The following is a 13,160-nucleotide window of genomic DNA, read 5'->3' as shown; positions in this document are numbered from 1 at the left end:
GCCACTTCTCCTTCGGAGCACTCCCAGATGAGTCAGGGACGCGCCGCCTTCGGGTGGCTGCAGAAGATCGGCAAGTCGTTGATGCTCCCGGTGTCGGTCCTCCCGGCGGCCGGCATCCTGCTCGGCGTGGGGAGCGCCAAGTTCAGCGTGCTCCCGGCCATCGTCTCCAGCGTCATGGCCCAGGCCGGGAACGCGATCTTCGGGAACCTCCCGCTCATCTTCGCGATCGGTGTGGCGTTGGGGCTGACGGGGAACGACGGTGTGGCGGCGCTGGCCGCGGTGGTGGGGTTCGCGGTCATGATCGCCACGATGGGGGTCATGGCCCCGCTGGTGGGCTACGATCCCAAGCAGATCCTGGGGATGCCGTCGATCGAGACCGGCGTCTTCGGCGGGATCCTGATCGGCACCGTGGCCGCCCTCCTGTTCAATCGCTTTTATCGCGTTACGCTCCCCGCCTACCTCGGGTTTTTCGCCGGCAAGCGTTCGGTCCCGATCCTGACGGCGCTCGGCGCCGTCCTGGCCGGGATCGTGCTCAGCGTCGTCTGGCCGCCGATCGGGCACCAGATCGACGTCTTCTCGCACTGGGCGGCGAGCAGCAATCCCGCGTTGGCTTTCTCGATCTACGGGGTCGTCGAGCGCTCGCTCATCCCGTTCGGGCTGCACCACATCTGGAACGTCCCGTTCTTCTTCCAGGTGGGACAGTTCACCGATCCCACCACCGGGCAGGTGCTCACCGGCGAGATCCCCCGATTTGCAGCTGGCGATCCCACGGCGGGGTACCTGGCGGGGGGCTACCTGTTCAAGATGTGGGGGCTGCCGGCGGCGGCGATCGCGATGTGGCGCACGGCCCGCCCGGAGAACCGCGCCAAGGTTGGCGGCATCATGATCTCGGCGGCGCTCACGTCGTTCCTCACCGGGATCACCGAGCCGATCGAGTTCGCCTTCATGTTCGTGGCGCCGCTCCTGTATATCGTGCACGCGCTCCTGGCCGCGCTCGCGTACTTCGTCTCGGTGGAACTGGGGATCCGGCACGGCACGACGTTCTCGCACGGGCTCATCGACTACGTCGTCCTCTTCTCCAACTCGACGCGGGGGTTGTGGTTCCTCTGGCTCGGGCCGCTGTGGGCCCTGCTGTACTTCACGCTCTTCCGCACGATGATCCTCAAGCGCGACCTCAAGACGCCGGGACGCGAGATCGAGGACGCCGTCGCGCTGCCTGACGAGTCGGGGGGGGCGGCAACGGGCGATGGGGCGCTCGCCGGTGCGGGCGACAGCATGGCGGGACGGCTCGTCGCGGCGTTCGGGGGGGCGGGCAACATCAAGAACCTCGACGCCTGTATCACCCGCCTGCGCGTCGACCTGCACGACGTGTCGCGCGCCAGCGCCGACGCGCTCAAGGCGTTAGGCGCCGCGGGCGTGGTGAAGGTCGGCGACGGGATGCAGGCCATCTTCGGGACGCGCTCGGAGAACCTGAAGACCGACATGGAGGAGTACATCCTGGCGCATCCACAGGCCGCGGCGGGGCGCAGTACCGCTGGGGTGTGCCCACCGACACGGCGCCCAACGGTGCCGCCGCCAAAGCCGCCTCGGCGGCAGCCGTCACGATCACTCCGGGGCATCGCACACGCGCCGCTGAACTCGTCGCGGCGCTCGGGGGCGCGGGAAACATCCAGGCCCACGAGGCGGTCGCCATCACGCGCGTGCGCGTCGTGCTCGTCGATCCGGCGCGGGCGGACGACGGGGCGCTCGCGCGGGCCGGAGCCCGCGGTGTCATGCGCCTGGACGGCGGGGTCGTGCACGTGATCGTTGGAGAGGACGCCGCGGGGATCGCGGCGGCAATGGCGAGCGCGGCACCCGTCGGCGCAACGTCCTGATGGCGTGTCCGCCTGCCGCACCGCTGCAGCTGACGGCTGAGGTGGCGTGACGCGCCCTGCCCCATCGCGCGACGGCGCCGTCGCGCTGATCTGCCTCGACGTCGACGGGACGTTGCTCGGAGCCGCCGGTGCTGTGCGTGATGGCGTGTGGGACGCCCTCGCCCGGGCACGGGACGCCGGCGTGCAGCTGGCGATCTGCTCCGGGCGTCCGGGCTTCGGCGTCACGCGCGACCTGGCCCTGCGCGTCGACGCCGCCGGGTGGCACTGTTTCCAGAATGGGGCCAGCGTCCTTCACCTGGGCAGCGGAGGCTCGCAGTCCAGCGCCCTCGCACCCGAGACCGTGTCCATGCTGGTGGCGCGTGCCCGCGCGTGTGACCGTCCGCTCGAGCTGTACAGCGACGACGAGTACGTGACGGAGAGCGTGTCGGAGATTGCTCGCGTGCACGCCTCGCTGCTGGGCCTCGCCTTCGCCCCCCGGGCGTTCGAGTCATTGCCCCCACCGGTGGTGCGCGCCCAGTGGCTGCTGGCGCACGACGAGCTGGCGGCGGTACTCGCCGAACCCCATCCCGGCCTCGAGGTCTCACCCTCGTTAGGGCCGGCGCTCCCCGATCACGTCTTCGTCAACCTCACGCGCACCGGCGTGGACAAGGGATCGGCCGTCCGCGCCATCGCCACCGCGTACGGCGTCGCGCTCGAAAACGTGATGTACGTAGGCGATGGACTCAATGACACGCCCGCGTTGCGGCTGGTGGGGTGGCCGGTGGCGATGGGGAACGCCGAGCCGCCGGCGCTGGCGCTCGCCCGCCACGTGGTGGGGAACGTGGAGGACGATGGAGTGGTCCAGGCGGTGGCGATGGCGCTGGCAACCCGGGCCTGAGCGATCGCGCGCGGCGCAACGGGGATGCGTGGCGCGGGGGGTGAGGCCGCTTCCGCCGAGGAGCCCGGAGAGGGATGCCCCGTTGCCCACGGAGCGCTCCTCCGTCATAATCCCAAGATCGGGAGGGCTGGCAGAATGGCTATTGCACCGGTCTTGAAAACCGGCGTCCGCAAGGACTTAGGGGTTCGAATCCCTTGCCCTCCGCTCTCGCTCGGTGTTCGCGTCCGTCGCCGTCTCGGCGAGGCCCGCGTTCCCCCCGGTCCGTTGACCTCTCCCCCACCCGGGACTAACATCCTCCCGGTCCGACAAAGCTCCTGAAGCGCCCGGACAGACAAAAGCACGCCCTGGGAGATGTGGCCGAGAGGCTGAAGGCACCGGTTTGCTAAACCGGCATACGGGGTCAACCTGTATCGAGGGTTCGAATCCCTCCGTCTCCGTGACAACAACAGCAGCTTCGAGACGGGAGACGGGAGACGAAAGTGTCCTCCGTCTCCCGTCTCGCGTTCGGCGCGACTCGACCAGCGCGCGACGGACCCGAGTGCCCCTTCCATCGATCTTCGCGTGACCACACCCCCGCGCCTCCGCTTCGCCCCCTCGCCCACCGGCTACCTCCACGTCGGCGGGGCGCGCACCGCGCTCTTCAACTGGCTCTACGCGCGCAAGACCGGCGGCAAGTTCCTCCTCCGCATCGAGGATACGGACCGCGCCCGCAGCACCGACGAGAGCACGCGCGCCATCTTCGAGGGGATGGAGTGGCTTGGCCTCGATTGGGACGAAGAGGTCACCTTCCAGGGGGGCCAATCTCCCGCGGCACCAGGCCGACGCCTATCGCCTCCTCGACTCGGGGGCAGCCTACCACGACTTCACCACCGCGCAGGAACTCGATCACCTGCGCTGGGAGGCCGAGGCCCGCGGCGAGCAGTTCCACTTCGACCGGCGCATGGCCGAGCTCTCACCCGAGGAGCTACAGGCGCGCCTCGACCGCGGCGACCCGTATACGATCCGCTTCCGGGTCCCCGAAGGGGCGACCGGCTGGGTGGACCTCGTGCACGGGCACATCGAGTTCCCCAACAAGGACATCGACGACTTCATCATCCTGCGCTCCGACGGGACGCCGATCTACAACCTGGCGGTCGTCTCCGACGACATCGCGATGGGGATCACGCTCGTCATGCGCGGCGATGACCACATCTCCAACACGCCGAAGCAGATCCTCCTGTACGAAGCGTTAGGCGCGGCCCTGCCCACCTTCGCCCACCTCCCGATGATCCATGGGATGGACGGGAAGAAGCTCTCCAAGCGGCACGGCGCCACCGCCGTGGGCGACTATCGCGAACTCGGGATCCTTCCCGACGCCATGTGCAACTTCCTGGCGCTGCTCGGCTGGTCGCCGGGAGGCGATCGCGAGGTCATGACGCGCCAGGAGCTCATCGACTACTTCTCGGCCCACGGGCTACTCAAGAAGGCGGCCGTGTTCGATGCGAAGAAGCTCGAGTGGATGAATGGGCAGCACCTGGCCCAGGCGCCCATCGGGCCGCTCGATGCCTACCTCCGCCCGTTCGTGGTCGAGGCCGGGCTGGCGACCGCCGAGGAGCTCGAGGCGCGCACGGACTGGTGGCACCGCCTGCTCGAGCTGCTGCGGGTCCGCGCGCGCACCGTCCCCGAGCTCGTGGCGCAGTGTCGCCCCTACTTCCTGGACGACTTCGCCTACGATGCCGATGCGGTCGCCAAGCAGTGGAAGGACGCCTCGGCGAGCGCCGACCTCCTCCGCGCCGTCCGCGACTGCCTGGCGGCCAGCGAGTGGAGCGCCGAGGCGATGGAGGGCGCATTGCGGTCGCTTGGCGAACAGCGCGGGGTCGGGGCTGGGAAGATCTTCCAGCCGATGCGCGTGGCGTTGACCGGCGTCGCGGCCACCCCTGGCATCTTCGATGTCCTCCTGGCGATCGGTCGGGACCGCTCGCTCGCGCGCCTCGACCGCGCCGTCGTGCACCTGAGCGCTCCCGGCTCGGGAACGTGACCGGTTGACGCTGCGCCCCGGGCGGTGCATCGTCGTCCGCCCGCCTCGCGCCGGCCATCGCCCCCTCCCGACGACATGAACGACCCGCTCTCGCCGCTCGAACGGCGCGTCTACCACTACCTCCTGGACTTCCTGGCACAGAACACGTACCAGCCGAGCGTCCGGGAGATCGGGCGGCGTTTTCGCATCAAGTCGACCAAGACGGTGGCCGAGGTGCTGCAGGCGCTGGCCGACAAGGGGTTCATCGAGCGGGAAGGCGCGCGCTCGCGCGGCGTGCGCATCGTGGGCTGGTCGTCGATGGGACAGGTGCAACCGGTGCCGCTGTACGCGCGCGTCAATCCCGTCGAGCCGCACCTAACGAACGAGAACCGCGAGCGCTGGGTGGCAATGGACCGCGCCTTCGTCCCGGCCAGCGACGCCTTCTTCCTGCGCCACGGCGGCGACGCGATGATGGCCCGTGGGGTGCACGACGGCGACTGGGTCCTCATCGCCCCGTCGACGCGAGCGCGCGACGGCGACCTGGTGGCGGCGCGCGTCGGGTCGCACGTCCTGGTGCGCGTGGTGCAGCGTCAGGGTGCGGTGCTCTCGCTCACGGCCACCAACGGCGACGCGCGCGAGCTCTTCCTGGGGCCGAGCGACGACTTCTCCGTGCTGGGCGTCGTGACCGCCGTCTTTCGCACCTGGCACGACGCACCGGACGTTCCCGACGCCGACGGTTAAGCCGGTCGCGGCGCCCAGAGGGCGGCCGTCGATGCCGCCAGGCGCAACACGCCTGGTCTCCTACGAGATCGGCTTGGTCTCGGCCTTCTTCCGCTGCTCCGCTTCCTTGCGCTCCTTGTCCTTCCGGGCGCGGATCTTCTTCACCGCCTGGCGGAACTCTTCCTCGTTCATCGCCGCCTGCGCCCCCTGCATGATGTCGACGCGCATCGCCGCCAGCCGCGCCTGACGCTCGTTCTCGACCGGGTTCCCCTGCATCTGGTTGAGGGGGAGCAGTCCGAGGAGCGCCGTGGGGATCGAGAACTTCCCCAGGCGGATGAACTGCTGGTCGATCCCGTAGCGCTTGCCGTCCTTCGTGCGGTAGGTCCAGTCGCCGCGCTCGAACTTGTTGGGGTTGTACGTGTTGGCCAGGACCGAGTCGCGATAGCGCATGATGCTCGACACGACCGCCGAGTCGAGGCGCTGTTCGTCGGTCTTGGGCGCGTACTCGATCGCCGCGGCGTTGGGCCACAGGCGCGGGTCGACGTAGCCGGGCTGGAGTCCCTTCACCGCCCCGCGCCCGCTGGCCAGCGGCCCCGTGGCCGGAGTCCCGACGTTCACGTCGAAGCCCGCCCCCGGGGCGGGCACCCCCGTAGGGACGGTGCTCGGGGCAACCAGCGGGACGGTCGGGATGGCCGGCCCCTCGGTCGTGGTCGCCCCCCCCTGCGTCCGCCCGGCCCGCTCCGCCCCCTCGACCGAGGCGCGCGAGGCGGTCGGGCGCGGGGCTTCGACCACCGGCTGCACCGGCTTGACCCGGGGCGGCGTGACGGTGAGGTACTGGAGGCGCTCCCTCGGCTGTTCGAACGAGAAGGTGCGCGTCACGAAGATGCGCTGGATGGCGCCAGTCGATTGCAGCGCCTGCAGCAGGCCGATGACCACGAACACGTGCACCACCACCGATATCGCCGTCGCGCGCGCCGATCGGGCGGCGGGCGCGGGAAGGTCTCGGTTGTGGTGCCGTTGCAGTGTCAGCATCGAGGAGGGGAGGAATGACCGCGGCCTGGAGCGAAGGGCGCCCGATCTTGGTAACCCTGATGGATCAACGGGTTTCCATCGCCGTGTGTTGCGGCGTGAATCCGTCGGCTATCGAACAGAATTCTTCACAGAGCTGACACCCACGATCTCCACTTCCACGACATCACCAGCCGAGAGCGGCCCCACGCCGGCGGGAGTCCCGGTCGCCATGAGGTCGCCCGGCTCGAGCGTCATGACGTGCGAGACATAGGACAGGAGGTACGGAACCGAGAAGACCATGTCGGAGCCGTGCGCCCGCTGCCGTTCCACGCCGTTGACGCGTGTCACGACCTCGAGGGCGCCGAAGTCAAAGGTCCCTTCCTTTGGCGTTCCAACGGCGCAGAAGGTGTCGAACCCCTTCGCGCGTGTCCACTGCGAGTCCTTGAACTGCAGGTCGCGCGCCGTGACGTCGTTGAGGGCAACCACCCCGGCCACGCCGGCGACGGCCTCGGCCTCGGTCGCGTTCTTGAGCGTCTTCCCGATCACGATCGCGATCTCTCCCTCGAACTCCACCCGGGCCGACTGCGGCGGGAGCACGATCGCGTCGCCGTCACCGATGAGGGACGACGGCGGCTTGAGGAAGAACAGCGGTTCCTTGGGAACGTCGTTGCCGAGCTCCTTGGCGTGGTCGACGTAGTTGCGGCCGATGCAGACGATCTTTGAGGGACGCGTCATGGGTAGACGGGAAGACGGGAAGACGGAAGACGGGAAGACGAGAAGACGAGAGCTAGCACCCCCACCGCTGGCAGGGGACCAGCCTTCTCCGTGTGAACGCCTCTCCTAAGTTACCGCGTCAGCCCAGCTTCGGCTTCCCCGGGCGGGCGTAGAATCGGGTGATTTCGCGGGCCACTTCCGACCACGGCGCAATCACGCGGCGGGCGGGCGGGAGCCCCTCCACCAATTCACGGCCGAACGGCTTGGACTCGGCGCGCGGATCCATCAGGACCACCACCCCCTGGTCGGTCGCCGTCCGGATGAGGCGCCCGAAACCCTGCTTGAGGCGCAAGGCGGCGTGGGGGATCATGTACTCCCGGAAGGGATCGCCACCGCGCGAGGCGATGGCCTCGCAATGCGCCGCGGTGAGCGGCTCGGTGGGGACCTTGAAGGGGAGCTTGCTCAGGACGAGGGCCCGCAGCGGATCGCCCGGAACGTCGACCCCTTCCCAGAAGGACGACGTGCCGAGCAGGATCGCGTGTCCAGCGTCGGTGAAGCGGCGCAGGAGGGCGGCCCGCCCGTCCTCGCCGTGCACCATCAACGGGAAGCGCTGGTCGACGCCACGCTCGCGCAGCACCTGCGCCGCCTCGCGTACGTCGCGGTGCGAGGTGAACAGGGCGAAGACCCCACCGCCAGCCGCATGCGCCACCTCGGCGATCGCATCGACCACGGCCTCGAAGTGCCCGCGCGGATCGACGTTAGGCGCCGGGATGTCGGTCGGGACCGCGAGCATCGCCTGCGACGGATAGTCGAAGGGCGAGGGGAAGACCTGCGTCTCCGGCTCCACGTCGTCCTCCGTGAGGCCGAGGCGCGCGCGCACGAAGTCGAACTTGCCGTCGGTCGAGAGCGTGGCGCTGGTGACGATCGCCGTCTCGAGTCGCTTGAAGAGGTCCTCGCGCAGGATCGGGGCGAGGTCGAGCGGGACGGAGGTGACCGCCAGGTTGCGCTCCTTGCCGCGCACTTCGAGCCAGCGCACGGTGGGGTGCTTGCCAGCGGGGGTGAGCCCCTCGCGCAGCGCATCGCCCGCATTGTCCAGGCGGCGCGACACACCGCGCAGTTCGCCGAGCAGCGCGGCCTGCGCCTCGAGCGCCTGCTCGTCGGTCTCCAGGCGCTCGCGGACGAGGCGCAGGTTGTCGCCCAGCAGCGCCAGTTCGCGCAGCAGGTCTTCGAGCGCCGCCGCGAGCCCGGCGCGCCAGATGGGATGATCAGCGAAGGTCTCCGTCAGCCGCAATACCGGGACGCGCGCCTCGTGCATGAGGCCGTCCAGCAGGTCGAAGACCACCCCGCCCTTCTCGCGGGCGGCGACCGCCGAGGGAAAGAGGCGGGCGTGCACCAGGTCGAGCGAGGCGACGCTGAGCAGGTCCTTCCGGGTCGAGAGGCGTGCGGCGAGCGTGGGGAGGAGTCCCTTGCCGCGTCGCTCCAGCCGACCAAAGAGGCGCTGCAGCCCGCGACGGGTGGCCGTCGCCCCAAGGTGGCTGGCGGCGGCATCCTCCAGGTGGTGCCCCTCGTCGATGACGAGGCGGGAGTACGGCGGGAGGACCGCCGAATCGTCCCACTTCTGCGAGGCGCGGCGCACCGCGAGGTCGGCCAGGAGCAGGTGGTGGTTGACGACGATCACGTCGGCCTGCGCCGCCTGCCGCCGCGCCGCAAAGAGGAAGCAGCGATCGAAGTGCGGGCATTGCAGCCGCAGGCACAGGTCGGGCTCGGCGGCCACTTCGTCCCACACGTCGGGCTTGGGCGGGGTGACCAGGTCGCTCAAGCTGCCGTCGCCGGTGCGCTCGGCCCACGCGGCGATCGCCTCCATGTCGGCGACCGACCCGGGATCGAAGAGCGTCGCCCCGGCGCCGCGCGCCTGTTCCAGCCGCAACAGGCAGACGTAGTTGTGCCACCCCTTGAGGAGGGCGAATCGCACCGGCTGGTCCTCGAGCGCGCGGGCGAGGAACGGGAGGTCCTTGCCGACCAGCTGTTCCTGCAGGTTGATCGTGTTGGTCGAGACGACCGTGCGCTCGCCGTTCTGCGCGGCCCAGCGCAGCGCCGGAACCAGGTAGCCTAACGACTTGCCGACCCCGGTCCCCGCCTCCAGCACGCCGATCCCGCCGCCGTTGTACAGCCGCGCGATCGTGCGGGCAAAGCCACGCTGCGAGGCGCGGTCCTCGTAGCGCTGGTGCAGGCGGGCGATGGGACCGGCGGCGCCGAGCAGGGCGTCGACCCCGCGCACGTCGACCGGGGCCTGCCGGCGTTCGCGCGGGACCTCGACGACGACGTAGACCTCGCTGGCCTCGTTGTCGACGATGGCGAAGCCCACCCCCGCGTCGTGCATCCGCGCGGCGATCTCGAGATCGGGGCCTGACGGCTCGAGGTTCCCCGACGGGTGATTGTGGAGGAGCAGTTCGCCCCGCTGCGCGAAGCCGGGAAGGGCCAGCACCGACTTCACGTCGCCGCGCGCCACCACGCGCGCTCCCACGATCACCTCGCGTTCGTCGACCTTGCAGACGAAGCAGACCTCGCGTCCCCCCGCCAGCCGGATCGCCGCCCGCACGGCCGCGGCCGCGTTAGGCGCGATACGAGCGGAAGCGTCGGCGGCGGGCATGCCTCAATTTACGCACCCGCACGACGCCGAGCACGATGCCCCTCGCGCCCTCACTCGTCTTCCCGTCTTCCCGTCTTCCCGTCCTCTAGGTCTTCAACGGCTTCTTCTTCGCCGCCGGAAACAGCACGTTGTTGAGAATGAGCCGATACCCCGGCGACGTTGGGTGCAGCGAGAGGTCGGTCGGCGCCGCGCCGATGTTGTGCTGCGGATCCTCCGGATCGTGCCCGCCAAGGTAGGTCCACGACCCCTTGCCGTAGTCGCCGTGGATGTACTTGGCCCACGGGGCCCCCTCCTCCTGCGCGAGCAAGGTCACCCCCTGCTTGATCGTCCCCTTGGTGAACGACGTGGTCACGCCGTAGTAGTCGGGGATGACGGTGCGGTGGTTCTGCACGAGCATCGACGAAACCGGGTCGAACTTGGCCGAGAACTGGAAGAGCGAGAACTGCCCCAGCGGCTGGCGTCGCCCCGGGACATTGACCTGATGCCCATCGATGTCGCTCATCGAATTCACGAACGGCGACGGCTCGAGGTGCACGTCCTTGAAGGCGAACGACCGATCCCAATCGAGCTTGCTGTCGGCGGCCTCGTCGACCGGCGTGCCGTCGGCAAAGCTCCCGGCGATGTCGGTCTGGTGCGCGGCGATGGCGAGCGAGAGCGTCTCGGTCGCGCCGCACATGGCGAAGAGGAAGCCGCCGCGCTCCACGAACTGCCGCATCCGCTCGGCGACCTGCTTCTTCATGGCCGGGATGTTGGCAAAGCCCAGCTTGCGGGCGCTGGCGAGGGCGCGCTCCCGCTGCTCGATGAACCACGGGGTGTCACGGAAGCCGAGATAGAGCTTGTTCTGCTGTCCCGTGAAGTCCTCGTGGTGCAGGTGCAACCAGTCGTACTTGGAGAGGTCTCCGGCCACGACTTCCTCGTCGTACACGGAGGAAAACTCGATCCCCGCGTATTGCAGCGCGAGCGTCACGGCGTCATCCCAGGGGGGCGACTTGGCCGGCTTGTAGATGGCGACCTTCGGGGCGCGCTCGAGCGAGATGGCGTCCATGTTGCCCGACGCAATCTCGGCGCGGATGGCGGCGAGTCGTCCGTTGTCGATGACCTCGAAGGTCACGCCGTCGAGCGTGGCGCGCTTCTTCAGCTCGGACAGGTCAGGCAGGAGGAACGCCCCGCCGCGGTAGTTGATGAACCACTCCGCCTTGTTGCCGTCGCGCAGCGCGTTGAAGGTGAGCCCGTAGGCCTTGAGGTGATTGCCCTGGTCGTCGTCCATGGGGACGAGCACGTGTTGCGCGCGCGCGATCGCCGGCGTGAGGGCGACCGCGAGGAGCAGGAACGCACGCGCGACGAGGCGCGGGAGGGCGGATGGGACGCGTCGCGGAACGGGGCGACCGAGCGAGCGGCGGTGCTCGCCTGAGGGCGCGGGTGGACGGCGGCGCAGCGAAAAGGATGACGACGGCAAGGAAATGATGACGGAGGAACGTGAGGAGGATGCGAGATTCTGTTTCGGGGGGGGCCCCCCGTATCTCTCAGCCGAGATCGACGACATTTTCATCGCGCGCACACCACGCTACCCGCGCGACGGCGGCACCGTCCCGCGCGCCAGCTCGAGTTCACGCCGCGCCTGCGGTACCAGCGCGCTCTGCGGGTAAGTCAGGATCAGGTGCTCCAGGTGGGCAATCGCCCCCGCCCCATCACCACGGCGGCGCAGCAGGCGAGCCCAGTCGAGCTCGGCCTCCGCTGCCTCCGGGGCATCGGCGAAGCCGTCCACCAACTGCTGCCAGAGCGCCGCGGCGTGCGTCGAATCCCGCGCCGCGAGCGACAGTCTCGCCGCCAGGAGCAACACGAACGGCCTGGCGTCGGCCAACCCTTCGGCCGTCGCCTCGAACTGTCGCGCCGCCGCTGCCGTGTCGCCCTTCGCGAGGGCGAGGAAGGCCTCGCCCACGGCCGGCGCCCGCTCCACGCGCGTGCGCGACAGCAGGGCCATCGCCGTCACCACGTCCCGCGACGTCTCGTCGGTGCGCCGCAATCCGCCACGCGCCGTCTTGAGGTCCCCTTCGTACAGCGCCAACCACGCCTCCACCCGTTCGTCCTCCTCCGTCCCGCCCCCTCCCGCCACCAGGGCGGCGCGCGCCTTGGGCAGCTGCCCACTCCGGATCCACGCCCACGCCAGCGCGCGTTGCGCCTGGCGAACGCCTTCCGGCCCCAACTGCGCGCTGCGGGTGGCGATGACCTGCTCGATGGCCGGTGCGCGCCCGAGGGCGGCCAGGGCGCGCACCTGCAGCACCGCCACCGCCCCCGTCTCGCTCGAATCGACCGACGCGAGCCGAGGCTCCAGAATCGCGAGCGCGGACGACGGCTCCCCGCCGTTGAGTGCCGCCGTCGCCGCCCGGACCGCCAGCGCCGATTCCGCCGGACGTCTCGCGGCCGCCGCCACGTACGCATCGCGCGCCGTCAGCCACGCCTCGTTCCCCTCGGCCTCCGCCGCGAAATCGATCCACGCCTGCACCACCGAATCGGTCGGCGCCAGCGCCGACAGCACGACCCACCCCTCGCGCGCCGAGCGCCAGCGCGTCTCCAGCGACGCCAGGATGCGCCGCGGCGCCAGCGTCACCGGGACCGCGGCAAAGACGGCGCGCACGCTGTCACGCAGCGAGTCCGGGGTCGGCAGCATGGAGAAGACCGCCGCCTGTTCCATGTACGGCATCGTCTGGCTCGCCTCCCGCCAGCTCCTCGCCGACGGCAGCCAGAGCCCAAGCGCCGCCTGCATCTGCGCAAACTCGGCCGCCAGGTCTCGCGTCCCGCCTAGCACCTGCACCGCACCACGAAGCACCGTATCGGCCGCGGCGGCTCGCCCGGCATCGAGCAGGAGGCGCGCGTACTCGCGAAACGGCGCCGCGTCGCGCGGCGATACCGCGATCCACTGGTCGAATGCCCCCTCCGCCTCCCGTTCCCGTCGCACCCCGATCAGCGTGCGCAGCTGCACGGTGCGCAGCATCGGGTCACGCGGCCGGCGCGCAAGGAGCGAATCGACGAGTGGGAGAATCGCCTCGCTCCCCCCGATCATCGCGTAGCAACGCTCCAGCCCCAGCACGGTGCCGACCGGATCCTCCGTCCCTTCCAGCGCCTGCCGATAGAGCGGGATCGCCTCGCGACACTTCCCCGCCCCTTCGAGATCGAGCGCCCGCACCAACGGCGACGGCGCGGGCGCATTCCCCGCCTGCGCGCGCCCCACGAGCGGACACGAGAACAGCAGCAGGAGCGAGAAGACGAGATGACGACAGGGCGTGCACGCCACCCTCACTCGTCCTCCCGTCTTCCCGT

Annotated in this window: 9 protein-coding genes, 2 tRNA genes and 1 pseudogene; 7 read left to right on the top strand and 5 right to left on the bottom strand. The window is 70.0% G+C overall.

Translation table 11 applies throughout. The features are described from left to right. The first annotated feature begins 27 nt into the window (after positions 1-27). The 7 genes and pseudogenes from ptsG (at position 28) to lexA (ending at position 5,488) form a co-directional block, all read left to right on the top strand. Complete coding sequence (gene ptsG, locus IPN47_17080) at positions 28-1,803, top strand: PTS glucose transporter subunit IIBC (protein ID MBK9409723.1); 1,776 nt, start codon at positions 28-30, stop codon at positions 1,801-1,803. A 117-nt stretch (positions 1,804-1,920) separates the two neighbouring features. After that, positions 1,921-2,751 (top strand): HAD hydrolase family protein, encoded by an 831-nt coding sequence (locus IPN47_17075; GenBank protein ID MBK9409722.1) that lies wholly within the window; start codon positions 1,921-1,923, stop codon positions 2,749-2,751. A gap of 121 nt (positions 2,752-2,872) precedes the next feature. Then, positions 2,873-2,955: transfer RNA gene (locus IPN47_17070), tRNA-Ser, on the top strand. A gap of 143 nt (positions 2,956-3,098) precedes the next feature. Next, positions 3,099-3,188: transfer RNA gene (locus IPN47_17065), tRNA-Ser, on the top strand. A 124-nt stretch (positions 3,189-3,312) separates the two neighbouring features. Continuing rightward, a pseudogene (locus tag IPN47_17060) lies at positions 3,313-3,528 on the top strand (glutamate--tRNA ligase). Next, the gene (locus tag IPN47_17055; GenBank protein ID MBK9409721.1) at positions 3,509-4,768 is read left to right on the top strand and encodes a glutamate--tRNA ligase; all 1,260 of its coding nucleotides are present in this window, start codon (positions 3,509-3,511) and stop codon (positions 4,766-4,768) included. The pseudogene IPN47_17060 and the gene IPN47_17055 overlap by 20 nt, the downstream one beginning before the upstream one ends. 75 nt (positions 4,769-4,843) lie before the next feature. Further along, positions 4,844-5,488 (top strand): repressor LexA, encoded by a 645-nt coding sequence (lexA, locus tag IPN47_17050; GenBank protein MBK9409720.1) that lies wholly within the window; start codon positions 4,844-4,846, stop codon positions 5,486-5,488. A gap of 60 nt (positions 5,489-5,548) precedes the next feature. Here lexA and IPN47_17045 read toward each other — a convergent pair whose 3' ends face one another. The 5 genes from IPN47_17045 to IPN47_17025 all read right to left on the bottom strand — a co-directional run bounded on the left by IPN47_17045 (position 5,549) and on the right by IPN47_17025 (position 13,134). Continuing rightward, entirely contained in the window at positions 5,549-6,499 is a 951-nt protein-coding gene (locus tag IPN47_17045) for a hypothetical protein (protein ID MBK9409719.1), read from the bottom strand. A gap of 108 nt (positions 6,500-6,607) precedes the next feature. After that, positions 6,608-7,213 carry a fumarylacetoacetate hydrolase family protein gene (locus IPN47_17040; GenBank protein MBK9409718.1) on the bottom strand — a complete coding sequence of 202 codons (606 nt, stop codon included), beginning with the start codon at positions 7,211-7,213 and terminating at the stop codon, positions 6,608-6,610. Positions 7,214-7,331: 118 nt separating this feature from the next. After that, a complete protein-coding gene (locus tag IPN47_17035) occupies positions 7,332-9,842 on the bottom strand; it encodes a helicase (protein ID MBK9409717.1) in 2,511 nt (836 codons plus the stop codon). Positions 9,843-9,927: 85 nt separating this feature from the next. Further along, positions 9,928-11,169: an asparagine synthetase B gene (locus IPN47_17030; protein ID MBK9409716.1), complete on the bottom strand. Its 1,242-nt coding sequence runs from the start codon at positions 11,167-11,169 to the stop codon at positions 9,928-9,930. A gap of 237 nt (positions 11,170-11,406) precedes the next feature. Further along, a complete protein-coding gene (locus IPN47_17025; protein MBK9409715.1) occupies positions 11,407-13,134 on the bottom strand; it encodes a hypothetical protein in 1,728 nt (575 codons plus the stop codon). Positions 13,135-13,160: the final 26 nt, after the last annotated feature.

The organism is Gemmatimonadota bacterium (genome assembly GCA_016719105.1).
GTDB lineage: Bacteria > Gemmatimonadota > Gemmatimonadetes > Gemmatimonadales > Gemmatimonadaceae > SCN-70-22.
This window is presented reverse-complemented; position numbering and strand designations above follow the sequence as displayed.

Coding starts and splice junctions, on each gene's coding strand:
- IPN47_17040 (MBK9409718.1), bottom strand. CDS start 7,213: ATGACGCGTCCCTCAAAGATCGTCTGCATCGGCCGCAACTACGTCGAC.
- IPN47_17045 (MBK9409719.1), bottom strand. CDS start 6,499: ATGCTGACACTGCAACGGCACCACAACCGAGACCTTCCCGCGCCCGCC.
- ptsG (MBK9409723.1), top strand. CDS start 28: ATGAGTCAGGGACGCGCCGCCTTCGGGTGGCTGCAGAAGATCGGCAAG.
- IPN47_17035 (MBK9409717.1), bottom strand. CDS start 9,842: ATGCCCGCCGCCGACGCTTCCGCTCGTATCGCGCCTAACGCGGCCGCG.
- lexA (MBK9409720.1), top strand. CDS start 4,844: ATGAACGACCCGCTCTCGCCGCTCGAACGGCGCGTCTACCACTACCTC.